This window comes from Streptomyces sp. NPDC097107 (genome assembly GCF_044762405.1).
GTDB lineage: Bacteria > Actinomycetota > Actinomycetes > Streptomycetales > Streptomycetaceae > Streptomyces > Streptomyces thinghirensis.
In genome coordinates this window covers 97895-123557 of sequence record NZ_JBIWEF010000007.1, presented here as the reverse complement: position 1 = coordinate 123557, position 25663 = coordinate 97895, and the positions used below count along the sequence as shown (strand labels likewise).

25 protein-coding genes and 1 tRNA gene are annotated in these 25663 nt (G+C 71.8%); 15 read left to right on the top strand and 11 right to left on the bottom strand.

Annotated features, from left to right (window positions below):
• Window positions 1–34: 34 nt before the first annotated feature.
• The gene (gene chpH / locus ACIQ1J_RS18320) at window positions 35–268 is read right to left on the bottom strand and encodes a chaplin ChpH (protein ID WP_121746052.1); all 234 of its coding nucleotides are present in this window, start codon (window positions 266–268) and stop codon (window positions 35–37) included.
• A 203-nt stretch (window positions 269–471) separates the two neighbouring features.
• Window positions 472–1797, bottom strand: a complete 1326-nt coding sequence (locus tag ACIQ1J_RS18315; protein WP_403557803.1) for a M20/M25/M40 family metallo-hydrolase — start codon at window positions 1795–1797, stop codon at window positions 472–474.
• Window positions 1798–1982: 185 nt separating this feature from the next.
• Between ACIQ1J_RS18315 and ACIQ1J_RS18310 the strand changes: the two genes are divergently transcribed.
• Window positions 1983–2070, top strand: a tRNA-Leu gene (locus ACIQ1J_RS18310).
• Window positions 2071–2142: 72 nt separating this feature from the next.
• Entirely contained in the window at window positions 2143–2517 is a 375-nt protein-coding gene (locus ACIQ1J_RS18305) for a YchJ family protein (protein WP_403557801.1), read from the top strand.
• Window positions 2518–2534: 17 nt separating this feature from the next.
• Here the strand turns inward: ACIQ1J_RS18305 and ACIQ1J_RS18300 are convergent, their stop codons facing one another.
• Window positions 2535–3236: a FadR/GntR family transcriptional regulator gene (locus ACIQ1J_RS18300; protein ID WP_403557799.1), complete on the bottom strand. Its 702-nt coding sequence runs from the start codon at window positions 3234–3236 to the stop codon at window positions 2535–2537.
• A 137-nt stretch (window positions 3237–3373) separates the two neighbouring features.
• On the opposite strand from ACIQ1J_RS18300, the gene ACIQ1J_RS18295 reads away from it, so the two are divergent.
• From ACIQ1J_RS18295 to ACIQ1J_RS18280, 4 genes are all read left to right on the top strand, one after another.
• Entirely contained in the window at window positions 3374–3901 is a 528-nt protein-coding gene (locus ACIQ1J_RS18295; RefSeq protein ID WP_210961771.1) for a gluconokinase, read from the top strand.
• A gap of 88 nt (window positions 3902–3989) precedes the next feature.
• A complete protein-coding gene (locus tag ACIQ1J_RS18290; protein WP_403557796.1) occupies window positions 3990–5387 on the top strand; it encodes a GntP family permease in 1398 nt (465 codons plus the stop codon).
• A 33-nt stretch (window positions 5388–5420) separates the two neighbouring features.
• Window positions 5421–6182 carry an SDR family oxidoreductase gene (locus ACIQ1J_RS18285; RefSeq protein ID WP_403557794.1) on the top strand — a complete coding sequence of 254 codons (762 nt, stop codon included), beginning with the start codon at window positions 5421–5423 and terminating at the stop codon, window positions 6180–6182.
• A 59-nt stretch (window positions 6183–6241) separates the two neighbouring features.
• Complete coding sequence (locus ACIQ1J_RS18280; protein ID WP_403558221.1) at window positions 6242–7294, top strand: L-idonate 5-dehydrogenase; 1053 nt, start codon at window positions 6242–6244, stop codon at window positions 7292–7294.
• A gap of 127 nt (window positions 7295–7421) precedes the next feature.
• Here the strand turns inward: ACIQ1J_RS18280 and ACIQ1J_RS18275 are convergent, their stop codons facing one another.
• Complete coding sequence (locus tag ACIQ1J_RS18275) at window positions 7422–8960, bottom strand: APC family permease (protein ID WP_403557792.1); 1539 nt, start codon at window positions 8958–8960, stop codon at window positions 7422–7424.
• Window positions 8961–9001: 41 nt separating this feature from the next.
• Entirely contained in the window at window positions 9002–9952 is a 951-nt protein-coding gene (locus tag ACIQ1J_RS18270) for a hypothetical protein (RefSeq protein WP_210961775.1), read from the bottom strand.
• A gap of 216 nt (window positions 9953–10168) precedes the next feature.
• Here ACIQ1J_RS18270 and ACIQ1J_RS18265 point away from each other — a divergent pair, with 216 nt between their 5' ends.
• The 3 genes from ACIQ1J_RS18265 (at window position 10169) to ACIQ1J_RS18255 (ending at window position 11990) form a co-directional block, all read left to right on the top strand.
• A complete protein-coding gene (locus tag ACIQ1J_RS18265; protein WP_403557790.1) occupies window positions 10169–10678 on the top strand; it encodes an NUDIX hydrolase in 510 nt (169 codons plus the stop codon).
• Between the two features lie 572 nt (window positions 10679–11250).
• Window positions 11251–11643 carry a DUF202 domain-containing protein gene (locus tag ACIQ1J_RS18260; protein WP_210961777.1) on the top strand — a complete coding sequence of 131 codons (393 nt, stop codon included), beginning with the start codon at window positions 11251–11253 and terminating at the stop codon, window positions 11641–11643.
• Window positions 11644–11645: 2 nt separating this feature from the next.
• Window positions 11646–11990, top strand: a complete 345-nt coding sequence (locus ACIQ1J_RS18255; RefSeq protein WP_403557788.1) for a DUF202 domain-containing protein — start codon at window positions 11646–11648, stop codon at window positions 11988–11990.
• 44 nt (window positions 11991–12034) lie between these two features.
• Here the strand turns inward: ACIQ1J_RS18255 and ACIQ1J_RS18250 are convergent, their stop codons facing one another.
• Window positions 12035–12967 carry an NADP-dependent oxidoreductase gene (locus ACIQ1J_RS18250; protein WP_403557786.1) on the bottom strand — a complete coding sequence of 311 codons (933 nt, stop codon included), beginning with the start codon at window positions 12965–12967 and terminating at the stop codon, window positions 12035–12037.
• A 73-nt stretch (window positions 12968–13040) separates the two neighbouring features.
• Here ACIQ1J_RS18250 and ACIQ1J_RS18245 point away from each other — a divergent pair, with 73 nt between their 5' ends.
• From ACIQ1J_RS18245 to ACIQ1J_RS18235, 3 genes are all read left to right on the top strand, one after another.
• Window positions 13041–13343 carry a hypothetical protein gene (locus ACIQ1J_RS18245; protein WP_403557784.1) on the top strand — a complete coding sequence of 101 codons (303 nt, stop codon included), beginning with the start codon at window positions 13041–13043 and terminating at the stop codon, window positions 13341–13343.
• A 220-nt stretch (window positions 13344–13563) separates the two neighbouring features.
• Window positions 13564–14589 carry a phosphotransferase family protein gene (locus tag ACIQ1J_RS18240; protein ID WP_403557782.1) on the top strand — a complete coding sequence of 342 codons (1026 nt, stop codon included), beginning with the start codon at window positions 13564–13566 and terminating at the stop codon, window positions 14587–14589.
• Between the two features lie 6 nt (window positions 14590–14595).
• Window positions 14596–15810: an acyl-CoA dehydrogenase family protein gene (locus ACIQ1J_RS18235; protein ID WP_403557780.1), complete on the top strand. Its 1215-nt coding sequence runs from the start codon at window positions 14596–14598 to the stop codon at window positions 15808–15810.
• Window positions 15811–15848: 38 nt separating this feature from the next.
• Here the strand turns inward: ACIQ1J_RS18235 and ACIQ1J_RS18230 are convergent, their stop codons facing one another.
• The 3 genes from ACIQ1J_RS18230 to ACIQ1J_RS18220 are packed head-to-tail and all read right to left on the bottom strand — an operon-like array spanning window position 15849 to window position 18917.
• On the bottom strand, window positions 15849–16442 hold the full coding sequence (locus ACIQ1J_RS18230; protein WP_210961783.1) for a TetR/AcrR family transcriptional regulator: 594 nt from the start codon (window positions 16440–16442) through the stop codon (window positions 15849–15851).
• 37 nt (window positions 16443–16479) lie between these two features.
• Window positions 16480–18150, bottom strand: a complete 1671-nt coding sequence (locus tag ACIQ1J_RS18225; protein ID WP_403557778.1) for a class I adenylate-forming enzyme family protein — start codon at window positions 18148–18150, stop codon at window positions 16480–16482.
• Window positions 18147–18917, bottom strand: coding sequence for an SDR family oxidoreductase (locus tag ACIQ1J_RS18220; protein ID WP_403557776.1), 771 nt, complete (start codon window positions 18915–18917; stop codon window positions 18147–18149). The genes ACIQ1J_RS18225 and ACIQ1J_RS18220 overlap by 4 nt, the downstream gene beginning before the upstream one ends.
• A gap of 185 nt (window positions 18918–19102) precedes the next feature.
• Between ACIQ1J_RS18220 and ACIQ1J_RS18215 the strand changes: the two genes are divergently transcribed.
• Window positions 19103–20359, top strand: a complete 1257-nt coding sequence (locus ACIQ1J_RS18215) for an exo-beta-N-acetylmuramidase NamZ domain-containing protein (RefSeq protein ID WP_403557774.1) — start codon at window positions 19103–19105, stop codon at window positions 20357–20359.
• A gap of 16 nt (window positions 20360–20375) precedes the next feature.
• Here the strand turns inward: ACIQ1J_RS18215 and ACIQ1J_RS18210 are convergent, their stop codons facing one another.
• Window positions 20376–23207 carry a penicillin acylase family protein gene (locus ACIQ1J_RS18210; protein ID WP_403557772.1) on the bottom strand — a complete coding sequence of 944 codons (2832 nt, stop codon included), beginning with the start codon at window positions 23205–23207 and terminating at the stop codon, window positions 20376–20378.
• A gap of 221 nt (window positions 23208–23428) precedes the next feature.
• Here ACIQ1J_RS18210 and ACIQ1J_RS18205 point away from each other — a divergent pair, with 221 nt between their 5' ends.
• Together ACIQ1J_RS18205 and ACIQ1J_RS18200 are read left to right on the top strand one after the other, a co-directional pair.
• A complete protein-coding gene (locus ACIQ1J_RS18205; protein ID WP_210961788.1) occupies window positions 23429–24031 on the top strand; it encodes a hypothetical protein in 603 nt (200 codons plus the stop codon).
• A gap of 308 nt (window positions 24032–24339) precedes the next feature.
• Window positions 24340–25092: a 3-keto-5-aminohexanoate cleavage protein gene (locus ACIQ1J_RS18200; RefSeq protein WP_403557769.1), complete on the top strand. Its 753-nt coding sequence runs from the start codon at window positions 24340–24342 to the stop codon at window positions 25090–25092.
• 8 nt (window positions 25093–25100) lie between these two features.
• On the opposite strand, the gene soxR is transcribed toward ACIQ1J_RS18200, so the two are convergent.
• On the bottom strand, window positions 25101–25646 hold the full coding sequence (soxR, locus tag ACIQ1J_RS18195) for a redox-sensitive transcriptional activator SoxR (protein ID WP_403557767.1): 546 nt from the start codon (window positions 25644–25646) through the stop codon (window positions 25101–25103).
• Window positions 25647–25663: the final 17 nt, after the last annotated feature.

Sequence of the window (25663 nt, the reverse complement as noted above, 5' to 3'; positions counted from 1 at the left end):
GCGGACTCAGACCCTCACGGGGCGAGGCACAACGTCACTTGTTGATGCAGACGTTGCCGAAGGCGGGGTTCAGCAGACCGATCACGGAGACCGTGTTGCCGCAGACGTTCACCGGGACGTGCACGGGCACCTGAACGACGTTGCCGGAAAGGACGCCGGGCGAGTGCACGGCAGCACCCTGGGCACCGGAGTCGGCGACGGCCATGCCCGCGCCCGCGAGAACCAGACCGCCGGTGGCGGCTGCGGCGGCGACGACCTTCTTGAACATTATTCCTCCTAGTTGGCAAACGCGATCCCAGCTTGCTGATCGCATCACCTGTAACGAGGAGGAACTAATGAGGCTACGAGCTTATGAGCACATTCACTCTTCCCGGTCGGCTCCCGCACGCGCGGCCGAATACCGTCGCGTGCGGAAGTCACGTTTCATCGGGCCAATCCGGACGTCTCGGCGAATCAGCGTCCGTCGATGAGTCAGGACGCGTCGATGAAACGGTCGAGCACCCGTACGCCGAACTGCAGCCCCTCCACCGGCACCCGCTCGTCCACCCCGTGGAACATGCCCGCGAAGTCCAGCTCCGGCGGCAGCTTGAGCGGCGCGAAGCCGAAGCAGCGGATGCCGAGGTCGTCGAAGGACTTGGCGTCGGTGCCGCCGGAGAGCATGTAGGGCACCGCCCGCGCGATCGGGTCCTCGGCGCGCAGGGCGGTCTGCATGGCGTCGACGAGCCGGCCGTCGAAGTCGGTCTCCAGCGCCTTGTCGGCGTGCACGTCCTCGCGCCGCACGCGCGGGCCGAGGATGCGGTCGAGGTCGGCGAGGAACTCCTCCTCGTAACCGGGCAGGAAGCGTCCGTCGACGTGCGCCGTGGCCTGGCCGGGGATGACGTTGACCTTGTAACCGGCGCCGAGCTGGGTGGGCGCCGCCGAGTTGCGCAGGGTCGTGCCGATCATCCGGGCGATGCCGCCGAGCTTGGCGAGGGTCTCCTCCATGTTCTCGGGGTCGAGTTCGGTGCCGAGCGCGTCGGACAGCTCGTCCAGGAAGGCCCGTACGGTCTTGGTGACCCTGACCGGCCACTGGTGCCGGCCGAGCCGGGCCACGGCCTCGCACAGCTCGGTGATCGCGTTGTCGTCGTTGGTCATCGAGCCGTGCCCGGCCGTGCCGTCGACGGTGAGCCGCATCCAGTGCATGCCCTTCTCGGCGGTCTCGACGAGGTAGAGCCGCAGCTTCTCGTTGACCGTGAAGGAGAACCCGCCGACCTCGCCGATCGCCTCGCTGACGCCCTCGAACAGCTCGGGGTGCTTGCGCACCAGGTGCTTGGCGCCATACGTCCCGCCGGCCTCCTCGTCCGCGAGGAACGCCAGCACGATGTCGCGCGGAGGCTTGCGCCCACTGCGCAGCCGGTCGCGGACGACCGCGAGGGTCATCGCGTCCATGTCCTTCATGTCGACCGCCCCGCGCCCCCACACGCACCCGTCCGCGATCTCGCCGGAGAAGGGGTGGTGGGTCCAGTCGTCCGCGTTGGCCGGGACGACGTCGGTGTGGCCGTGGATGAGGAGCGCCGGCCGGGACGGGTCCTCGCCCTCGATCCGGGCCACCGTGGAGGCGCGTCCGGGGTGGGACTCGAAGATCCGCGGTTCGAGTCCGACCTCGGCGAGCTTCTCGGCGACGTACTCGGCCGCCTTGCGCTCGCCCGGACCCGAGTGGTCGCCGTAGTTGCTGGTGTCGATCCGGATCAGCTCGCGGCAGAGGTCGACGACCTCGTCCTCGCCGGTGACGCTCCTGGCCGTGCCCGAGTCGCTCACGTGGTTCCTCCCGCTGTCACTGCTGACGTCACTGCTTATGTCACTGCCGATGCCACTGCTGGTGGGTCCCTCTCATCCTCCCCCTCCGGCCGTCCGCGCCCAAGGAGGGGGTGATCGGCCACCCCGGAAAGCCTGGTAATGTTTACGTCGTCGCCGCGGGCAGCAGCCCGCACGACAGACACCTTGTCCGGGTGGCGGAATGGCAGACGCGCTAGCTTGAGGTGCTAGTGCCCTTTATCGGGCGTGGGGGTTCAAGTCCCCCCTCGGACACCAGTCGAGACCCCTGCTGCGGCAGGGGTCTTCTGCTACTCCGGGGCGTGTCCCGGACCGGGCACAATGGCCGCCATGACCACGCCTTCCTGCCCGTGCGGGCTGTCCGAGCCGTACGAGAGGTGCTGCGGCCGCTTCCACGCGGGAGCCGCCTCCGCGTCGACCGCCGAGGCCCTGATGCGTTCGCGCTACAGCGCCTTCGTACGCCTGGACGGCGGATACCTGCTGCGGACGTGGCACCCGAGGACGCGTCCCGAGCGCCTCGACCTCGACCCGGGGATGCGGTGGACCGGTCTGGAGATCCTGGGCACGAGCGACGGGTCCGCCTTCCACTCCACCGGGACCGTGACCTTCCGCGCGTCCTACCGCGGTGGCTCGCTGCACGAGCGGAGCCGGTTCGAGCGCGTCGACGGGGCGTGGGTGTACGTCGACGGGGAGTTCCCGGCGTAGATCGGCCCGGCAGGGCTTCAGGGCGCCAGGATGTCCAGTTCCTGCAGCGCGCCGACGGTGATCTCCCGGGTCAGCCGCTCGGCGCGGTCGGCGTCCCGTGCCCGCACCGCCTCGGCGACCTGGACGTGCAGGGTCACGGCCGCCGGGTCGGGGTCCTCGAACATCACGTCGTGGTGGGTGCGCCCGGCCAGGACCTCGGCGACGACGCCGCCGAGGCGGGCGAACATCTCGTTGCCGGAGGCGGTCAGGATGACGCGGTGGAAGGCCACGTCGTGGAAGAGGTACGCCTCCAGTTTGTGGCCGCGCGAGTTGGCGACCATGCCGAGCGCGCACTCGGTCAGCTCGGCGCACTGCTCCGACGTGGCGTGCCGTGCCGCCAGGCCCGCCGCCACCGGTTCGACGGCCGAGCGCAGCACGGTCAAGGAGCGAAGCTGCCGCGGGCGTTCGGAGCCGGCCAGGCGCCAGCGGATGACCTGCGGGTCGTAGACGTTCCACTCGCACTCGGGCAGGACGGTGACGCCCACGCGGCGGCGCGACGCGACCAGGTGCATGGACTCCAGCACCCGCACGGCCTCCCGCATCACGGAGCGCGACACCTCGAAACGCTGTGCCAGCTCGTCGGTGCGCAGAACGCTGCCCGCAGGGTACTCGCCCGCTGTGATCGCGGGCCCGAGGGTGTCCAGTACGCGGCCGTGCAGCCCCCGGCCCGGTGTGCTCATGCACTCAGCGTACGGGCCGGATCACGGGAACAAAAAGTCAGACTTATATGTCACAGACTCTTGAATTCGTCGTACCTAATGGGTTTCAGTTACGTCGACATCACGTGTCGACGAAGACAGCAGACAGCGAGAGTGCGATGCAGCGACTGCACACCCCCCATGTCGTCGTGGTCATGGGCGTAGCGGGCACCGGTAAGACCACCATCGGCCCCCTGCTCGCGGCCCGGCTCGGCGTTCCCTACGCCGAGGGCGACGACTTCCACCCGCCGGCCAACATCGCCAAGATGACGGCCGGCACCCCGCTCACCGACGAGGACCGTTGGCCCTGGCTGGACGCCATCGGCGACTGGGCGCACGGGCGGGCGGGGCTCGGCGGGGTGGTGAGCAGTTCGGCGCTGAAGCGGTCGTACCGCGACCGGCTGCGGGCCGGCGCTCCCGGTGTCGTCTTCGTGCACCTCACGGGCAGCCGCGAGCTGATCGAGGAGCGGATGTCGCAACGGCAGGGGCACTTCATGCCGACGGCCCTGCTCGACTCCCAGTTCGCCACGCTCCAGCCCCTGGAGCCGGACGAGGCGGGAGTCGCGGTGGACGTCGCCGGCACCCCGGAGGAGATCGCCGAACGGGCGATGAACGCCCTGACGGACCTCCCCGAGCCGGCCCAGTAACCCCCCACACCCTCCCCCGGGGTCGTGCCGCCGTGCGCGGACGCGGCCCCGCACTCCCCCGAACCCCCATCACCGCAAGGGAACCACCGTGACCAGACTCAGCGTCGAGATGCTGGCAGCGGACACCGTCGAGCCGATCACCTCGGCCGGCCAGGCCCAGCTGGGCATCGCCGTGCTCCTGGGCATCGCCGTCATCGTCCTGCTGATCACCAAGTTCAAGCTGCATGCCTTCCTGTCGCTGACCATCGGGTCGCTGGCGCTCGGCGCGTTCGCCGGGGCGCCGCTGGACAAGGTCATCACCAGCTTCACCGCCGGGCTCGGCTCCACCGTCGCGGGTGTCGGCGTGCTGATCGCCCTCGGCGCGATCCTCGGCAAGATGCTCGCCGACTCCGGCGGCGCCGACCAGATCGTGGACACCATCCTCGCCAAGGCCAGTCCGCGTTCGATGCCGTGGACGATGGTGCTCATCGCCTCCGTCATCGGACTGCCGCTGTTCTTCGAGGTCGGCATCGTCCTGCTGATCCCGGTCGTCCTGATGGTCGCCAAGCGCGGCAACTACTCCCTGATGCGCATCGGCATCCCGGCGCTGGCCGGTCTGTCCGTGATGCACGGTCTGGTCCCGCCGCACCCCGGTCCGCTGGTCGCCATCGACGCGGTCGGCGCCAACCTCGGTGTGACGCTCGCGCTGGGTGTCCTGATCGCCATCCCGACGGTGATCATCGCCGGTCCGCTGTTCTCGAAGTACGCGGCCCGCTGGGTGGACGTCCCGGCCCCCGACCGCATGATCCCGCAGCGCGCCTCGGAGGAGCTGGAGAAGCGCCCCGGCTTCGGCGCGACCCTGGCCACCATCCTGCTGCCGGTCGTGCTGATGCTGGCCAAGGCGCTCGTCGACATCATCGTCGACGACCCGGAGAACCTGGTGCAGCGCAGCTTCGACGTGATCGGCAACCCGCTGATCGCCCTGCTCGCCTCCGTGATCGTCGGCATCTTCACGCTGCTGCGTCCGGCCGGCTTCGGCAAGGAGCGCCTCTCGGGCCTCGTCGAGAAGGGGCTCGCGCCCATCGCGGGCATCCTGCTGATCGTCGGCGCGGGCGGCGGCTTCAAGCAGACGCTGATCGACTCCGGCGTGGGCCAGATGATCCTGGAGATCTCCGAGGACTGGTCGATCCCGGCCCTGCTGCTGGCCTGGCTGATCGCGGTGGCGATCCGGCTGGCGACGGGTTCGGCGACCGTGGCGACCGTCTCGGCGGCCGGTCTGGTGGCGCCGCTGGCGGCCGACATGTCGACGACGCACGCGGCCCTGCTGGTCCTGGCCATCGGCGCCGGTTCGCTCTTCTTCAGCCACGTCAACGACGCGGGTTTCTGGCTGGTGAAGGAGTACTTCGGCCTGAACGTCGGCCAGACCATCAAGACCTGGTCCGTCATGGAGACGATCATCTCGGTGGTCGCGGGCGCTCTCGTCCTGCTCCTGTCACTGGTCATATAGCCGCACGACGCGACGTCATTCAGGAGTACGACGATGACGGCTCACCCCCTCTTCGACATCGGCGGGCGCACGGCCCTGGTGACCGGTTCCGGCCGGGGCATCGGGCTGGCCCTCGCCCGGGGCCTGGCGGAGGCCGGCTGCCGGGTGGTCCTCAACGGACGCGACGCCGACCGCCTCACCGAGGCCGCCGCCTGCCTCCCCGGCGACGTCCACACGGCCGTGTTCGACGTGACCGACGGTCCGTCCGTGGCGGCCGGCATCGCGGAGGTCGAGGAGCGGGTGGGCCCGCTCGACATCCTGGTCAACAACGCCGGCATGCAACTCCGGGCGCCGCTGCTGGAGTTCGCCGACGCCGACTGGCACCGCATCCTGGACACCAATCTCACCAGCGCCTTCCTGGTCGGCCGGGAGGCGGCGCGCCGGATGACGGAACGCGGCCACGGCAAGATCGTCAACATCTGCTCGCTGCAGAGCGAGGTGGCCCGTCCGGGCATCGCGCCCTACGCGGCCACCAAGGGCGCGCTGAAGATGCTCACCAAGGGCATGTGCGCGGACTGGGGCCCGTACGGCGTCCAGGTCAACGGTCTCGGTCCCGGCTACATCGAGACCGAACTGACCCGGCCCCTCGTCGAGGACGAGGAGTTCAGCGCCTGGGTCCGCCGGCGCACTCCGGCCGGCCGCTGGGGCCGTACCGAGGACCTGGTGGGCGGGCTGCTGTTCCTGGCCTCACCCGCCGCGGACTTCGTCGGCGGGCAGATCCTGTACGTCGACGGCGGCATGACGAGCGTCCTGTGAACCCCGCACGCGACTCGCTCGCCGCACTCGCCCCACTCTCCGCCGAGGAAGCGGCTTCGATGCTCGGCTGTGTCGTCCACGGCGCCGGCGATCTGCGCGTCGAGGAACTGCCGGTCCCCCACCCCGGCCCCGGCGAGGCGCTGGTCGCCGTCCGCTACGGCGGCGTGTGCGGCTCCGACCTGCACTACTGGCGACACGGCGGGGTCGGCGACTTCCGCCTGGAGGAGCCGATGCTGCTGGGGCACGAGGTGGTCGGATCAGTCGTGGCGTACGGCTCCCCGGACACGGTCACGGACACGCCGGGCCCGGCCGCCGGTACGGCCGTCGCCGTGCACCCGGCGACCCCGTGCGGAGTGTGCCCGGAGTGCGCGGACGGGCGGCGCAACGTCTGCCGGGACACCCGTTACCTCGGCAGCGCTGCCCGCGTCCCGCACGTCCAGGGCGGCTTCGCGGCGCGGGTCGTCGTCCCCGCCGAGCAGCTGCGGCCCCTGCCCGCCGGTCTCGACCCGCGCCGGGCCGCCCTCGCGGAGCCCCTCTCCGTCGCGCTGCACGCCGTACGCCGGGCCGGGGACCTGACCGGCCGGCACCTGCTGGTCACCGGCGCCGGGCCGATCGGCTGCCTGGTGGTCGCGGCGGCGAAGGCGGCGGGCGCGGCGCACGTGACGGTGACGGACCCGCTGCCCGCCGCCCTGGAGTACGCGCGGGCCGCCGGCGCCGACACCCTCGTGCGGGCCGACGCCCCCGAAGACGCCGGGCGGCCGGCCGAGGTGGACACGGCGATCGAGGCCTCGGGGGTGGCCGCGGGGCTGGACACCTGCCTGCGGCTGGTCCGGCGCGGCGGTGTCGTCGTGCAGCTCGGCATGCTGCCGCCGGGGCAGAGCCCCTTCGCCGGGAACCTGGTGGTGAGCCGCGAGATCGAGCTGCGCGGGGCGTTCCGCTTCGACGACGAGTTCGACGAGGCGCTGGAACTGCTCGCGGCCGAGCCCGCGTTCGACGCGCTGGTCAGCACGGTGGTGCCGGTCCGGGACGCGGAGTCGGCGTTCGTGCTGGCCGCGGACCGGAGCCGGTCCTGCAAGGTGCTGCTGGACTTCGGCGCGGAATCCGGCTCCTGAGCCACTCCCCCGGTACTTCCCCGGCGGGGGAGTACCGGGGATGACGGGAGACTCCGGGTGCGCGTCCGGAAGTGGGCACGTCGGGGGCGGCATGGACCCGCTCACGGCGTCGGCGTCCCCGTGCGGGTCAGGAGGACGCCGCCTTGTCCAGCTGGAACGCCTCGTTGCCCTGGCCGATGCGGGCGTGCCGCTCGGGTGCGCGGGAACGCAGGACCAGGCCCTGCACGAGGCCCGCGATCGCGGCGAGGCCGATGATGCCGGGCAGCATCCAGCTCAGGGAGGAGCCGGGGCCCGCGCCGACGAGGACGTCGAAGTCCTTGACCGTGTAACCGGCGATCACGACGAGGGCCACGCCCGCGACGGTGGAGGTGGCCAGCCGCACGCCCTGGGTGCCGGCGGCGCCACGGCGGACGAAGAAGGCGACGACGGAGAACGAGGCCGCGGCCATCAGCACGATCACGCCGAGGGCCCCGATGTTGCCGCCCCAGGTGAACAGGTGCAGCACGGGCTGGGTCGGGTCGCCGTTCGGCTTGTCGTCGGCGATCGCGAAGCCGATGACCACGATCGCGGACACGGCGGTCTGGAGCAGCGAGCCGGTGCCCGGGGCGCCGCTGGAGCCGCTGGTCCGCCCGAAGGCGGCGGGCAGCAGCCCCTCCCGCCCCATGGCGAAGGCGTACCGGGCGACGACGTTGTGGAAGCTGAGCAGGGCGGCGAACATGCCGGTCACGAAGAGCACGTGCAGGACGTCGGTGAAGGTGCCGCCCAGCCGTTCCTCGGTGAGGAAGAACAGGAGCCCGGCGCTCTGCTCCTGCGCTGTGCCGACGATCCTGTCGGGCCCGGTGGCGACGGTCAGGGCCCAGCTGCTGAGCGCGAAGAAGACCGCGACCCCGCCCACCGCGAGGAACATGACACGCGGCACGAGCACGTGCGGCCGGCTGGTCTCCTCGGCGTACACGGGCGCCTGCTCGAAACCGAGGAAGGCGGCGATGCAGAAGCACAGCGCGGTTCCCACGCCCGCTCCCGTCAGGGTGTCGGGGTTGAAGGCGTGCAGCGACAGCCCCTGCGCCCCCGGATCGGCGACGGCGGCGATGTCGAACACGACTACGAGCACGACCTCGATGAGCAGCAGAACACCCAGCACGCGCGCGTTGACGTCGATCTTCAGCGAGCCCAGCGTGCCGACCGCGAGCACGGCCAGCAGCGCCGGTATCCACCAGGCGACCTCCAGGTCGGCGTAGGTGGCCAGGAGCCCGGACACCTCGAAGCCGAAGATGCCGTAGATGCCGACCTGGAGGGCGTTGTAGGCGACCAGCGCCACCATGGCGGCGCTCGCGCCGGCGGTGCCGCCGAGTCCGCGGGAGATGTACGCGTAGAAGGCCCCCGCGTTGTGGACGTGCCGGCTCATCTCGGCGTACCCGATGCTGAAGAGGATCAGCACCACGCCCAGCAGCACGAAGAGCAGCGGCTGCCCGACGATGCCCATCACCGCGAACGTGGTGGGCATGACCCCGGCGACCACCATCAGCGGGGCGGTGGCGGCCAGCACGGAAAGAAGCAGGCCCCCGGTACCGAGCCGGTCGGCGCGCAGCGCCCGCTCCTGCCCCTTGAAGGTGCTGATGGCGCCACCGCTCGCGGATCTGCTCGTACTCGAACTGCCCGTGGTCATCGGAGGACGTCCTTCTTTCGTGGGGTCGGGTGCGTCGGGGGTCAGGCCGTACCGAGCGCACTCGCGCGGGCGGCTCGGAAAGCGGGGTAGGGATCGCGGTCCGGGTACGACCACGGGGCGGGCGTGACGTGTTCGCCGATGCGGTGGAAGAGGGCGGCGGCCTCGGCGCCGCGGCCCTCGCAGAATTTGGCGTGGGCGAGGAAGTTAAGGTCGATCAGCCGGCGCGGGTGACCGTCCTGCTCCCACTCCAGCCACCAGTCGAAGGCCGCCTTCATCACCAGCCGGGCGCGGCGGCCGGCCCAGTGGCCACAGGCGTTGGGGTCGGCGGACTCGTGGCCGGCGGCGGCGAGCACGCGGTAGCGCTCGGCGTGCGCGACGACCGGGAGAATGGCCAGCGGGGAGTCGGCGGGGGCCTGCTCGGCGGCCCAGTTGGCGAAGTCGTACACCTCGTGCAGCGGGTCGGCACCGCCGTCGCCGCCGCGTTCGGCGAGCCGGGCCACCATCAGGTGATGGGCGTGATGGTGATCGGCGTATCGCGCCCGCACCGCCTCGAAGACCCGGACGACCTCGTCCACCGCGCCGAGTGAACGCTCCAGCATGAGGAGCCCGAGCCAGGGCGTCGGATCGTTCGGAACGAGCGCGGCGGCGTCCCGGCACACCTCCCGGACCCGGGCGGGCTTCTCCTTGCCGCGCAGGGCGCGGTGGACCAGCGCGAGGGCGAGCAGTATCGAGGCGTCGGCGGAATCGGGCTCGGCCAGCAGCCACTCGCGGGCCCAGGGTGCGCTGTGGGACTCCTTGGCGAGCACGGTCATCCGGTGCCCGCGGCGGTCCCAGTCGTCGCCCGTGTGGACCAGCAGGGAGCGGGCGGACTGCCACCGGCCCTGGGTCAACGCGGCACGGGCGGAGGCGAGTTCGGCGTCGTCGAGGGCGTCGTCGAAGGCCTGGGCCGCGCGTTTGCGGCCGCGGCCGAGGGGAGGCGGAGGTGGGGACACCGCGGAAAACTTCCTCACGCGACGCGGTAGGTCGTCGTAGCCGGTCTGCCATGAACTGATCACGCACAGCAAAGCGGCAGCCAACGCTTTCCGTCAAGGGCCGGCATCCCGTTACACGCGTCAACTGGCGTATTGTCAACGGCACTTGCCCCACACCGCCACACCACCCCCTCCCCATTTCCCGGGCGCGGGCACGGCCGCTGCTTGGATGGGCGGATGAGCGCTGCTGACGAGATCCTCGACATCGTCGACGAGAACGACCGCGTCACCGGGCAGGCCCGGCGGGGTGACGCGTACGCCCAGGGCTTGCGTCACCGCTGCGTGTTCGTGTTCGCCCGGGACCCGGCCGGACGCGTCTTCGTCCACCGCCGCACGGCGACCAAGCTGGTGTTTCCGTCCCTGTACGACATGTTCGTCGGCGGGGTCGTGGGCGCGGGCGAGTCCTACGACGACGCGGCGCTGCGGGAGGCGGAGGAGGAACTGGGGGTGACGGGGCTGCCGCGCCCGACGTTCCTCTTCAAGTTCCTGTACGACGACGGTGCCGGGCCGACCTGGTGGTCGGCGGTGTACGAGGTGCGCTGCGAGGGGCCGGTTGCTCCGCAGGTGGAGGAGGTGGCCTGGCACGGGTTCCTCACGGAGGCGGAGGTGGAACGGCGTCTCGGGGAGTGGGAGTGGGTGCCGGACGGCTTGGCCGCGTATGCGCGGCTGCGGGCTTGGCGGGGGTGAGGTGTCGTACGTGACTGGCGTTCGCGGGGTGCCCGGCGTGGGCGCGGGCCGGGGGCCCGCGGCCCGGCGTTACGGGGTGCCGCCGCGCCCACCCGTGCCGCCCCTGGGGAGACCTCCCAGGCCGTTCAGGAACTGGGGGAGGCACGACTGCCCGCAGCGGCGGGGCGGAGAACCGCGCACGACGGCACGACTGCCCGCAGCGGCGGGACGGACAACCACGCACGACGGCACGACTGCCCGCAGCGGCGGGACGGACAACCACGCACGACGGCACCGCTGCCCGCTGCTACGCGGGACGGAGAGCCGCGTACGGCGGCACGACTGCCCGTAGCTGGGCGGGCTGGACGGAGAGCCGCGTACGGCGCGGAGGGACGTGTCGGGGGGTGTTCGCCCGCAGCGGTTGGCGCGTCAGCACACGGCACTTCTGTGGCCGACCGATTCCGCGCCGTTCCGAGGACGGACACCCCCCGGCGCGGCCCGACCCACGCCGAAACAGAACGCGCCACCCGAACCCCCACCGGACCCGCGCAGGCCGCCGCAGGCGTTCCGTGACCGCCCGGTAGGGTCCCCGCGTGATCGAATTCGTACGGAACGCCCGGCTCTGGTTCGCGCCCGAGGAGATCCGGCGGGAGGGCAGCACCCCCGACTACCGGTTCTCGCTGGCGAACGAGCGCACCTTCCTCGCCTGGCTGCGCACCGCTCTCGCCCTGATCGGCGGCGGATTCGCGGTGGACCAGTTCCTGCCCGACCTGCGCTGGGGCTGGCGGGTGGGCCTCGCGCTGGCGCTGCTCGCGGCCGGCGTGTTGTGCTCGCTGCGCGCGGTGAACCACTGGGTGCGCTGCGAACGGGCCATGCGCCGCGGCGACGACCTCCCCGTCTCCCGCTTCCCGGCCCTGCTCAGCCTGGTCGTCGCCGTGGTCGCCCTGGCGATGGTCCTCGTGGTCCTCGTCGGATGGGAGGGCTGAGCATGAGCGCCGACGCGGACCCGGACGCCGACCCGGCCGCCCCCGGCCGCGACCCCGGGCTCCAGCCCGAGCGCACAAGACTCGCCTGGCGCCGCACGACCCTGTCCGGCACCGTCGTGGCCGTACTCGCCGCGAAGACCGCGCTGCACGGCGGCGCGACCCCCGCCGCGGTCGTCGCGGGCACCCTGTGCTGCGCTCTCTGGCTGGCCTTCCTGCGCATCGCCCACGGTCGCATCCGCACCCTGGCCTCGACGAACAGACCCCGCGCCCTGCCCCCTCCGTACGCCACGGCGGCCACCCTGTGCACGGTGGCGCTGGCGGTGTGCGGCGCGTTCCTCGTCTTCTAGAAACCGATAGAAACCGAAGGGACGCCCCACCCCCGCCCGCCCCGCTACTCCCGCCCCACCGTCACCACGATCTTGCCCCGAGTCCGCCCCTCCTGGTTCAACCGGTGCGCGTCCGCCGCCCGCTCCAGCGGGAACGTCTCCGACACGTGCACGCTCACGACCCCCTGCTCCACCAGCTCAGTCAACCGCAGCAGGTCCGCGGCGTCGGGGCGCACGAAGGAGTACCGCCCGCCGTGGTCGACGACGTCCGCGTCGGCGATCGACACGAGGCGCCCCTCGGTGGCGAGCAGGTTCGCCGAGACCGTCAGCGTCTCGCCGCCGACCGTGTCGAACACGGCGTCCACACCCTCGGGCGCCAGCCCCCGTACCCGTTCGGCCAGCCCCTCCCCGTACGCCACCGGCTCCCCGCCCAGCCCCCGCACGAAGTCGTGGTTGCGCTCGCTCGCCGTTCCGATGACCCGCGCCCCCAGGTGGCGTCCCAACTGCACGGCGATCGAGCCGACCCCACCCGCGGCCGCGTGCACGAGGACGGTCTCGCCCCGCTTCACCTCCAGCGCCTTCACCAGCACCTGGTACGCGGTCAGCCCGGTCAGCGGCAGCCCGGCCGCCTCCTCGTGGGTGAGATTGCGCGGCTTGCGCGCGAGGGTGCGCACGGGCGCCGCGACGTACTCGGCGAAGGTCCCCCGGGACAGGAAGTCCTCACGGACGTAGCCGATGACCTCGTCCCCGGCGGCGAACTCCGTGACGGAGGCCCCGGGCCGCACGACGACCCCCGAGACGTCCCACCCGGGGATCACGGGGAAGACGGGCTGGAGGACGGCGTCGAGATGGCCGTCGCGGCACTTCCAGTCGACGGGATTGACGGCGGCGGCCCGTACCTTCACGAGCACCGAGTCGGGACCGACCCGGGGATCCGGAACGTCCCCGTACTCCAGGGTCTCGGGACCGCCGTACCGTGCGTAACTGATCGCCTTCATGGCTCCGACCCTCCGGGGTACCCGGGCACCACGCAAGCTGAATGTCCAAATATGCACCGATAAGGTGAGGTCCATGACCACTCTCCACCAGGAACACCCCGCCCAGGACCACGCTCATGACCACGGCCGGGACTGCGGCCACACAGAGGTGCCCCACGGCGACCACGTCGACTACGCGCACGACGGGCACCTGCACCGGCAGCACGGCGGCCACTGGGACGAGTGCGAGCCCTCCGGGCACACCACGCACGAGAGCCACGACCACCGGCACGGCGAAGGCTGCGGACACGCGGGTGTCCTCCACGGCGGCCACGTCGACTACCTGCACGACGGCCACCGCCACGCCGCCCACGACGGCCACTGGGACGACCACTGACCGACGGCGACCCGCCCCGCCCCGCCCCGCCTTCACCCGTCACCCGTACCCCGTACCCCGTACCCACACATCACGCCCCCGCCCGACGGCTCCCCGCGCGCCCGCGCGGGGAGCCGTCGTCCTATGGTGGCGCCGATCACGTTCCGCTTCCCTACTGGACGGCATACCGACCGGTCGGCATCATGAGTCGGGTACTGTTCACCTGCCCGTAGGAGCGACGATGAGCCCCGACCACCCGCCCGGACTCGATCTCGACCGGTTGCGCGGCCTGCTCGACCGCGAGCGGCCCGGCCTGGTGACCGGCCCGCTGTCCGGCCGGCTGATCGAAGGCGGACGGTCGAACCTCACCTACGCGGTCTCGGACGGTACCGCGCGCTGGGTCGTACGACGACCCCCGCTCGGCCATGTCCTGGCCACCGCGCACGACATGAAGCGCGAGCACCGTGTCATCAGCGCCCTGCACCCGACGGACGTACCGGTGCCGCGCCCGGTCCTCCTCTGCGAGGACGAGGAGGTCATCGGGTCGCCCTTCTACGTCATGGAGTTCGTCGACGGCACCCCGTACCGCACCGCCGACCAGCTCGCCCCGCTCGGCCCCGAGCGCACCCGGGCCGCCGTGCTGAACCTGGTCGACACGCTCGTCGAGCTGCACGCGGTGGACCCCGCCGCCGTGGGCCTGGGCGACTTCGGCCGCCCCGAGGGCTTCCTGGACCGCCAGCTGCGCCGCTGGGCCAAACAGCTGGACGCCTCCCGCAACCGCGATCTGGCCGGCATCGACGAGCTGCACGCCACCCTCGGCCGGGAACTGCCCGGCTCCCCCGCCCCGACCGTCGTGCACGGGGACTACCGCCTGGACAACGTCCTGATCGGCGGCGACCGGGACGAGATCAACGCGATCCTCGACTGGGAGATGTCCACCCTCGGCGACCCGCTCACCGACCTCGGCCTGCTGGTGATGTACAGCATGCCGCTCGGCATGCCCGACTCCCCCGTCTCCACCACGGCCCAGGCGCCCGGCCACCCCGCCCCCGCCGAGCTGATCGAGCGGTATGCCGCGCGCTCGGGGCGCGACGTGTCCGCCGTCGCCTGGTACACGGCGTTCGCCTGGTTCAAGCTCGCCGTGATCCTGGAGGGCATCCACTACCGCTACACGCTGGGCCAGACCGTCGGCCGCGGCTTCGACCGCATCGGCGACCTCGTCCCCGTCTTCATCGAGCACGGCCTGACCACCCTTCAGGAAGGCTGAACCGTCATGGACTTCGCGTTCGACGCACGCACCGAGGAACTCCGCGCCAAGCTGCTCGCCTTCATGGACGAGTACGTCCACCCGGCCGAACAGGTCGCCCACGAGCAGCGAGCCCGGCTCGCCTCCCCCTGGGACACCCCGCAGGTCGTGGAGGACCTGAAGGCCGAGGCCCGTCGCCAGGGCCTGTGGAACCTCTTCCTCCCCGACGCCGAGCACGGCGCCGGCCTCACCAACCTCCAGTACGCGCCGCTCGCCGAGATCACCGGTCGCAGCCCGCACCTGGCGCCGACGGCGACGAACTGCGCGGCGCCGGACACCGGGAACATGGAGGTGCTGACCCAGTTCGCCGACGAGGCGCAGCAGAAGCAGTGGCTCCAGCCGCTGCTCGCCGGTGAGATCCGCTCGGCGTTCGCGATGACCGAGCCGGACGTGGCCTCCTCCGACGCCACGAACATCACCACGCACATCGAGCGCGACGGCGACGAGTACGTCATCACGGGCCGCAAGTGGTACATCTCCGGGGCGATGAACCCGGACTGCCAGATCTTCATCGTGATGGGCAAGACCGACCCGGACGGCGAGGACATCCGCCGCCAGCAGTCCATGGTGCTGGTCCCGCGCGACACGCCGGGCGTGACCGTCGACCGGGCCATGCAGGTCTTCGGCTACGAGGACCACTACCACGGCGGCCACGCCGAGGTGACCTTCGACCACGCGCGCGTGCCGGTGTCGAACCTGATCGGCGAGGAGGGCGGCGGCTTCGCCATCGCCCAGGCCCGCCTGGGACCGGGCCGCATCCACCACTGCATGCGGCTGATCGGCATGGCCGAGCGGGCCATCGAGCTGATGTGCCGCCGCGCGGTGTCCCGCGACGCGTTCGGCAAGGCGCTGGCCCAGCAGGGCGTGGTGCACAACTGGATCGCGGACGCGCGCGTCACCGTCGAGCAGCTGCGGCTCCTCGTCCTCAAGACGGCCTGGCTGATGGACACCGTCGGCAACCGGGGCGCCCACACCGAGATCCAGGCCATCAAGATCGCCACGCCCCGCGCGGTGGTCGACATCATCGACCGGGCGATCCAGCTGCACGGCGCGGGCGGCGTGAGCCAGGACTTCCCGCTGGCCGAGCTGTACGCGGGCGCCCGGACGCTGATGATCGCCGACGGCCCGGACGAGGTCCACCAGCGCTCGCTGGCACGCCGGGAGATCAAGAAGTACCTCTGAGCGAGGCGGCGCCCCCCGGAACCCGGGGGGCCGTCACCTCACGGCCGCAGTGCCCGCAGCAGCAGGTCGGCCAGGTGGTCTGCGACCTCCTGCGGGCCGAGCGGGCCGTCGGGCCGGTACCAGGTGGACAGGTGGTGGACGGAGCCGAAGTGGTAGTCCACCACCAGGTCGGCCGGGGACTCCTTGGTGAAGACGCCGGCCTGCTGGCCCTCCTCGATGAGCGCCCGGAAGCGCTCGTGGTAGCGCCGGCGCTCCGCACGCACCTGCCTGTTCTTCTCCGGGCTCAGCTGGTGCATGGAACGGAAGAAGATCGACGCGTCGTCGAGGTTGTCGATGGTCGTGACGACGACGTCGGCCGCCGCGTCCCGCACCCGCTTCTCGACCGGATCGTCGGAGTCCGCGAACGCGTCCAGGCGCTCCTGCTGGAGGCGCAGCACGCGCGCGTAGACCTCGTGCAGGAGGTCGTCCTTGGAGCCGAAGTAGTGGTACAGCGCTCCCTTGGTGACGCCGGCCGCCTCCACGATCTCCTGGACCGAGGTGCGGTCGTAGCCCTGCTCCGCGAAGAGCCGGGTGGCGGCGGCCAGGAGCCGCTGCGGCACCGGAGTGCCGTCCCCGTCCGTGGTCCTGGGCACTGCCGTCACCTGCCTTTCCGTTCTAGACTGTCCGTCTTCACTGTCCGCCGTCGTGCCTACGGGAACGCAGTTCCCGACGGAGGATCTTCCCACTAGCCGTCTTCGGCAACTCGGGCAGGATCTCCACCTGACGCGGGTATTTGTAGGCGGCCAGTCTCTCCTCGCAGTACGCGGCGAGCGCGTCCGGGTCCGTCTCGGCACCCGGACGGAGGCTGATGTACGCCTTGACGGTCTCCCCGCGGTACCCGTCGGGCACGCCGACGACGGCTGCCTCGCGCACCGCCGGGTGGGTGTAGAGGACGTCCTCCACCTCGCGCGGCCAGACCTTGAAGCCGGAGGCGTTGATCATGTCCTTCTTGCGGTCGACGACGTAGAGCCACCCCTGGGCGTCCATGAAGCCGATGTCGCCGGTGCGCAGCTCGCCGCCGGGGAAGGTCTCGGCGGTGGCGTCGGGGCGCCGCCAGTAGCCGGGGACGACCTGCGGACCGCTGACCACGATCTCGCCCTGCTCCCCGAAGGGCATCTCGGCGCCCTGCTCGTCGACGATCCGGACGACCGTCTCGGGGCCGGGCACGCCGACGGCGAGCGTCCCGGAGACCGGGTCGACGGGCGCCTCCAGGTGCGGTGGCACCGAGGCGCACGGCGCGGTGCACTCGGTGAGTCCGTAGCCGTTGCGGATGTACGGCCCGAAGCCCGCGCGGAACTTCTCCACCAGCGCGGGCGGCAGCGGGGCGCCGCCGGAGGAGATGTTCGCGAAGGAGGCGAAGTGCTCGCGGGTGACGGACGGGTGGGCGGCCAGCGCCATGAAGGCGGTGGACGGGCCGACCGTGTAGTGCGGCCGGTGCTCGGCGAAGGCGTCCAGCACGACACCCGGCTCGAAGCGGTACGCCAGGACGAGCGTGCCCACGCTGTTCAGGCAGGCGCCGAACTCGCAGACCATGCCGGTGATGTGGAACAGCGGCGCCAGCGCGAAGTAGACCGGCGCCTCGGGAAGACCGAGCCCGGTGCGCTGGCGCTCGGCGTTGTACATGATGTTGCGGTGCGTGTTGGTGGCGCCCTTGGGCGTGCCGCTGGTGCCCGAGGTGTAGCTGATGAGCGCGGTGTCGCCGGGCTCGGGGTCCCGGCCGGCCGGAGCCTTGTGTCCGGCGCGGGCTGCCTCCGCGAGGCCGTCGGCGTCGGTGGCGCCCGGCAGCCGCTCGAAGGTCAGCACGCGCGCGTCCTGGCGGGTCTGGAAGTCCAACTCGCACCCCGTGAGCACGATCCGCACCGGCGAGTGGGCCGCCGTCTCGCGCAGGTACGACTCCCAGGCCCGGTCGGAGCAGATCAGCGCGGCCACCTCGCCGTCCCGCAGGACGTGGCCGACCTCCCCCGACTTGTACATGGGGTTGACGGGCACGACGACCGCGCCCGCCTTCCAGGCGCCGAGGACGGCGAGCACGAAATGCGGGGAGTTCTGGAGCAGGACCGCGACCCGCTCGCCGCGCTCCAGGCCGCGCGCGGCGAGGTGCCCGGCGACGGAGTCGCTCAGCTCGTCCACCTCGCGGTAGGTGAGGCGGCCGTCGAAGTACGCGAGGAAGGCGCGGTCGGGTGCCTCGGCGGCGGCCCGGCGCAGGGCGTGCACCAGGGAGGCGTCCGGGTCGAGCGGGGCTTTCTGGGCGTCGGTCAGCAGGTCCAGCCAGGGCTTGGCCGCGTAACGGGAGCCGGTCATCGGGCCGTCGCCTCCTCCCACTGCCGCTGGAGCCGGTTCATGCCGTGCAGCCAGCGGTCGGGCTCGGCGGCGCGGGCCTGGTAGTACTCGGCGGCCTCGGGGTGCGGCAGGATCAGGAAGCGGTCCTCCTCGATGCCCTTGAAGAGGGCGTCCGCGACGTCCTGCGGCTCGATCGCGGTGGGCTGGAGCACCAGTTCGCCCGCGCTGCCGCTCGCGGTGAGCATGTCGGTGCGCACGCCCTGCGGGCAGATGGCGTGCACCTTGACCCCGCGGTGGCGGTACGTGAGGGACAGCCACTCGGCGAACGCGTAGGCGCCGTGCTTGGTGACGCTGTAGGGCGCGGCACCGATCATGGTGAGCAGTCCGGCGGCCGAGACGGTGGAGACGAAACGGCCGCTGCCGCGCTCCAGCCAGTCCGGGATCAGTTCGTGGGCCGCCCGTACGTGTGCCATGACGTTGACGTCCCAGGCGAGCGCCCAGACGGCCTCCTCGGCCGCCTCGGAACCCCCGGAGCCGACGCCCGCGTTGGCGCAGTACACGTCGACCGTGCCGCCGAGCGCCTCGCGTGCCTCGGTGACGATCGTGGAGGCGTCGCCCGGGACCGCGATGCCGCCGATCTCGCCGGCGACGGCCTTCGCCCGGTCGGCGTCCAGATCGTTGACGACGACCCGGGCGCCCTCGGCGGCGAAGCGGCGGGCCAGCGCGGCACCGATGCCGCCTCCCGCTCCGGTGACGACGACTCCGGCATCCTGCACGGTTTCCACCATCGGTCTCCCTCGACACGGCTGCGACACGACTGCGACACCACATGCGGGCTCTGCCGCAGCGCCAGACTAACCAGTCGGTATGTGCGACGGAAGGGGCGAACCGCGGTCTACTCCATTCCGTGCGGCACGCGGCGCGGGTTAGCGTGCGTGCGCATGACACCCGCCGCGATCACGGAGGTCACCGCATGACGCTGTCCAGACGGAACCTGCTCGCCACGACGGCCGCGGTGGCGGCCACCGCCACGGCCGTCACGACCGGCACGGCACAGGCGGCACCCGGAGGCCACGGCGGCCGCCGGCTGCGCACCGGCTTCGAGCGCCTCGCCGCCGACGGCTACGCCCTCCTCGACGGACAGAAGGTCGGCGTCGTCACCAACCCGACCGGCATCGCCCGGGACGTACGCCACATCGTCGACGTCATGCACGCCGACGACCGCGTGGACCTGACCGCCGTCTTCGGCCCCGAGCACGGCTTCCGCGGCACCGCGCAGGCGGGCGGCTCCGAGGGCCGCTACGACGACCCCGCGACCGGGCTGCCGGTCTACGACACGTACCTGAAGAGCGGGCAGCCGCTCGCGGACATCTTCACCGCGTCCGGCGTGGACACCGTCGTCTTCGACATCCAGGACGTCGGCGCGCGCTTCTACACGTACATCTGGACGCTGTTCGACTGCATGGAGTCGGCCCGGCTGGCGGGCAAGCGGTTCGTGGTCCTGGACCGGCCGAACCCGGTGACCGGGCGGGCGGCCCTCGGCCCGATCCTGCACAAGGAGTTCGCGACCTTCGTCGGCCGGCAGCCGATCGCCCAGGCGCACGGCATGACGGTCGCCGAGCTGGCGCGGCTCTTCAACGGCGAGTTCCTGACGTCGCCGGTGCCGCTGGAGACCGTGCCGATGTCGGGCTGGAAGCGCTCGGAGTTCTTCGACGCCTCCGGGCTGCCCTGGGTGCCGCCGAGCCCGAACATGCCGACGCCGGATTGCGCACTCGTCTACTCGGGCACGTGTCTGTTCGAGGGCACGAACCTGTCGGAGGGGCGCGGCACCACCCGCCCGTTCGAGCTGATCGGGGCGGAGGGCATCGACGGGAGCTGGGCCGCCGCCGCGAACGGCCTCGACCTGCCCGGCGTGCGCTTCAGGGAGGCGTACTTCGCGCCCACCTTCTCCAAGTTCCAGGGGAAGACCGTCGGCGGCGTACAGCTCCATGTGCACGACCGGGCCGCCTTCGACCCGGTGCGCACCGGGATCGCCCTCCTGGTGACCGCCAAGCGGAGCTGGGACGGCTTCGCCTGGCGGCCGGACAACTGGATCGACAAACTCACCGGCTCCACGCAGGTGCGCACGATGATCGACGCGGGGGCGGACACCGACGAGGTGGTGGGCGGCTGGGAGAAGGAACTGGCGGCGTTCCGCGGGACGCGCCGCCAGTACCTCCTCTACAGGTGACCGTGCGACCGGCCGGTCACCGGTGGGACGTGAACTCCACGACCTGCTGGTAGGTCGGCCGGTTCTGCCAGCCGATCCCGCCGTGCTTGATGCCGCCGAGGGTGCGGTGGATCACCGAGTCGGCACACCACTGGTCGCCCGCCGAGCAGTTGTCGTCGCCGGGATAGACCTGGGCGGGCGTCCGGCCCGCCGCCTCCTTCAGGGTGGAGACCAGGGTGTCCCGGCAGGCGGCGAGGTCGCCGTCGCCGCAGTACGCGCGCGCGAGCGGTCCCTGGACGGACTCGCCGAGCACGGACCGGATGTCCTTGTCGACATAGCTCCACCAGCCGTACTGGAAGGCACTGCCGGCGTGTGCGCCGGTCGGGCCGTGCGCGGCGGACGGGGACTCGTCGACGGGGAGGTTGCGGGTGAAGGCGGTGTAGAGGTCGCTGCCGAGGCCCGGTTCGAACTCGGCCTTCACCAGCAGCGGCCACCAGGCGTCCAGGGTGCGGATCGCGTCGGCGTGCGCGTACTTCCTGGAGCCGGCCGAGGCCTCCGTGCGCAGGGCGCCCGCCGCGTGCCAGGCCTTGAGCCGGTCCACGGCCTCCTTGGCCGCGGGGTCGGTCACCGGCGCGGAGCCGATCACCTTCAGCAGGTCCGGCAGTACGTCCTCGGCCCGCAGGTCGGCGAGGCCCGCCTCGGCCATGGCCTGCACCAGTGCGGCGCGGGTGACGCCGCCGTCGGCGACCAGCTTCTTCACGCGGTCGTCGAGGAGGTTGCCGCGGTGGACGGAGCCGTTGCCCCAGGGCGCGGTGGCGTAGTCCCTGGCCTGTTTGTTGTTCCAGGAGACGTAGTACTCCTGGTCGAGGGAGTGCGGATGGGCGGACGCCGGCGTGTACTCGGCCGTGTTCGCGGCCGGGTCCCAGTCCTTCCACTCGTACGCCGCCCGCGCCCAGACCGGGAAGTCGGCGTCGACGCCGTTCGCCCGTACCGGGTTGTCGCCGCTGTTGTAGTACGCGGTGTGCTCGGAGTCGGCGTAGAACCAGTTGAAGGTGTAGTTGATGTTCTGCACGGCGCTGCGGAAGCGCTCGGGGCCGTTCAGGTACTCCGGGTCGTTCAGCATCTGGAAGCCGATGATCGAGTCGGCCTCGTGCATGAATGAGGAGCGCAGGGTGGTGTAGGCGACCTTCTTGCCGCCGACCGTGGCACGGTACTCGACCGGGCCGTACTCGGTGCGCCAGGCCCGCATCGTGTAGGAGCCGGCCTTGGTGCCGTCCGCGACGGTCGGCTTCCACGCGTTCTTCCGCTCGATCTTCTCCATCGGCGTGCAGGTGCCGCGGTGGAGGTAGTGGTAGTCGTCCTGGCACAGTTCGACCGCGTAGGTGTCGATGATGTCCTGGCCGGAGGTGGTCGCGCTCCACGCGTAGTCCTGGCCGCGGCCGAGTTCGACGTACATGCTCAGGCCCGCGAAGGAGGCGCCGCGGGCGCTGATGCCCGGGCCCTGGATCTCCTGGAGCATGAGGAGCTGCGGCGCGAAGTAGCCGGTCTGCGGACCGAAGACGGCGACCGGATGGCCGCTCGCGGTGTGCTCGCCGCTGACGACGAGGGCGTTGGACATACCGCGCCGGGCCGAGGTCACGGCCGCGTCCGCCGCCGTGGCGGAGGCGCCGGTCGCGCTCGACGCGGCGGCGCTGCCCGTACGGTCGTACACCAGCGGTTCCGCCTCGACCGAGCCGGCGTCGGGCAGGGCACGGCCCTGGGGGTCGTCCGGTGCGGGCAGGTACGGGAAGCTGCCGGCGTGCTGGGTGAGGACCGCCTCGGGGTCGTTGCGCTGGCGGAAGGACTCCCAGACCTTCGTGCCCTCGGCCACGCCGTACTTCTCCTGGGCGGCGAGCAGCGAGAGCGCGTTGCTGACCTCGCCGCCGCCGCCCGCGCCGAAGAGGGAGCCGATGACGGAGGCCAGCGCGATCAGGTCGGTGCGCCTGAAGTGCTCGATGGTGCCGGCGTTGGTGATGGCGTTCTTGTGGCCGGTCAGGACGTACTCGCCGGGGAAGTAGCGGCCCTTGTCGGAGGCGTCGATGTAGGCGTTGACGCCGGCGACGTAGGCGTCCACGTCGGCCAGGGCCAGTTCGCCGCGCTCGCCGGCCTTGGCGGCGGCGCTCTCGATCTGGGCCGCCAGTTCGGCCTCGGTGTACGGGGCGCTGCGCCAGAACTGCTGCTCCAGTCCCTGGTTGGCGGGGGCGCCGCCGGCGAAGGGGGTCAACTGGCCTCGTCCGACGTGCCGGAAGAGGTCCATCAGCCACAGCCGGTCCTGTGCCGCCGCGTAGCCGGCGCCGAACTCGGTGCCGTAGCGGGTGGTGCCGGTGATGTGCGGCACACCGGTCCTCTTGTCGCGGACGATGGTCACGTCGCCGCGTCCCGCCGGGCGGACGGTGGAGGCGACCTGGCCGTCGGGGACGCCGAAGGAGGCGTCGTTGAAGAAGGTGCTGATCTTGTCGTTGGTGAGGCCGGAGTAGCCGGTGGCGAGGCCGGCGTAGGGCCCGAGTTGGTCCTCGGCGTGGGCGGGCTGGGTGCCGAAGGCCTGGTTGAGGAGGATCTGGGCCAGGGTGGCGTTGCCGTTCTGACCGGGCGGCAGGATGTCGGAACACCGGCCGCCGCAGTAGTCGTTGGCCGCCGCTTTCGAGGTCGTTCCGGCTGTCGCCGGTGTGGTCTTTTCCGAGATGGGAGCCGTTCCGGCGGCCATCGCGGGGGAAAGCGGCGACAAAAGACCGGCCAGGAGGGCGCATACGGACGCGCCCTTCAGGAACCCGTGGAAGCCGCGGGGAGTTCTCAGTCTGTCGAGGACGTTGCGTGGGGTGCGCCGTGGCATGGCAGCTCCTCCCGACGTGGGGTGCGCCGGACGTTACCGCCGGTATCCCCGAGTTGGAAGATGAACACGCGTCACTTTTTTGAGCGGGTGGATCGGCTTATGAGGGGCATCGGAAATCGGATGGAGCCGAATCGCGTGTCGATACGTCTATTCGGCGACGTCCGTTCGACGACGCCGAAGTGACCGAAGTACAGGTGCAGGTGTGACGGAGGTGCAGGGCGATGGCCGGTTTCCGGAGTCTGGCGAGACAGGTCCGCGATCCACGGTGCGACCTGGCGCTACGGCGCTATTCGCTGCGCAAGTGCCTTGAGCGGTTCGCCCCTTATGGGCACAGGGCGACCTGGGACCATCTGTGCTCCCGGGCCGGGTTCGGACCCGAGGACCGCTCCCCCGACCCAGCGCGGCTCGTGGCCGCACTGGAGGAACTGGAGGCGGCGCGTTCGGTGTGGCTGGCCTACGAGGTCGGGTTCGCCGAGCGACGCAGGAAGGAGAAGCACGACGGGCTGCGCAGGCCGGGCAGCGTGGACGACTGGCACCGGCTGACCTGGGGCGGATTCGGGGTCGCCTGGTGCGACGACCCCCGCGTCCATCCCGACGGGCCGCTGGCGGAGGTGCTGCGCGGGCTGATCTCCGCGCTGGAGCGTGAACCGGGCTCCGTGTGCCCGGTGTGCGACGGGGAGCGCCTCGTCTGGAAGTACGACCTGGACCACGAACCCTCGACGGGTCCCGTCTGCACCGACTGCGGGATCCTCGTCCCGCGGCCCGTCCTCACCCCGGACGCGCTGGCGGACGCCCGGAGGGGTCGGTTGCTGATGTCGGCCTAGGGGATGGCGCGTGGACCTTGCCGGGGGCGCGGGGTCCGGCACGCGTTCCCCCACTGCCTGAAGGGCGTGGGAGGTGCCCCCAGCGGCGTGTCGTCGGTTGCCAGGGCTCCGCCCTGTCGCCCTCCTCCGCCTTGCGGCCGCACGCACCGGGCCTCGCCCGGGTCGGCTGCAAGGCACCGTTGCCCGGAGCCGGCCTGATCCGAACGACACCCCACCGCGGAGGTGTGCCGGGGATGCCGCGCCTCCGCCGGCCCGTACGGGCCTCGCGGCCCGCGGGTGTTGTCAGTGGCGCCCCGCACCATGGGGGAATGGTGCAGGTGTGTGTGAACGGAGCCCGAGGGAGCGGCGACGGCGCGGTGGTGCCGCTGTCGCCGGAGGCGATCGCCGATTCCGTGGCCGCGGCGGCGGCCGCCGGAGCCACGGATGTCCATGTCCATCCCAAGACGCCGTGCGGGCAGGACACGTTGTCGCCTCGCGTACTCGCGGCCACGCTGGAGGCGATACGCGCACGGGTGCCGGCGTCGGTGCCGGTCGGCGTGACGACGGGCGCCTGGGCCGAGCCCGATGCCGCCGCCCGGGCGGCCCGGGTACGGAGCTGGACGATCCTGCCCGACCACGCCTCGGTCAACTGGCACGAGCCGGGCGCCGAGGAGGTCGCCGCCGCCTTGATCGAACGCGGGGTGGGTGTGGAGGCCGGCGTCTGGTCGGGCACGGACGGCGCGGCCCGGTTCCTGCGCTCACCGCTCGGACCGAAGGTTCTGCGGGTGCTGGCGGAGGTCACGGACACCGAACCGGCGACCGCGGAGGACACCGCGCTCGCCCTGCTGGCCGAACTCGGCACGGCCCACGGCCGCCCCGTCCTGCTGCACGGCGAGGACGCCGGTGCCTGGCCGGTCCTGCGGCTGGCCGGCCGGCTGGGCCTTCCGGCCCGCATCGGTCTGGAGGACACCCTGTGCCTGCCGGGCGGCCGCCGGGCCGCGTCCAACGCCGAGCTGGTCACCGAGGGGCTGGCCGAGTGGGCCTCGGCACGACGGGGCGGCGTCCGACACGGGGCCGGGTGACCGGATCGTCAGTCGCGGCACTCCACTTCCGGTCCGTGTCCGCGGCCACGGCCACCGCCACGGCTCGTGGCCGCGGCCTTGCGCCGGGTCGTGGAGTCGCGGCGCTCCACCAGCAGGCGGGAGCCGGTGAGGCGTTCGCCGAAGACGTCGTCGGGGTTGGACAGGACACAGGTGTCCAGGGACAGGCAGCCGCAGCCGATGCAGTCGGTGAGGTGGTCGCGCAGCCGGTTCAGCTGCTTGATCCGCTCGTCCAGTTCCGAGCGCCAGGCCTCGGAGAGCCGGGCCCAGTCGTCCTCGGTGGGCGTGCGCCCCTCCGGCAGCTCGGCGAGCGCCTCGCGGATCGTGGCGAGCGGAATGCCGACCCGCTGCGCCGCGCGTACGAAGGCGACCCGGCGCAGCGCGTCGCGGCTGTAGCGGCGCTGGTTGCCCGAGGTCCGGCGACTGCTGATCAGCCCTTTGGACTCGTAGAAGTGCAGGGCGGAGACGGCGGCGCCGCTGCGCGCGGCGAGCTGGCCGACCGTGAGCTCGTGAATCATCTCGGGAATCTGAGGCACTCCTCGAACCCTACCGA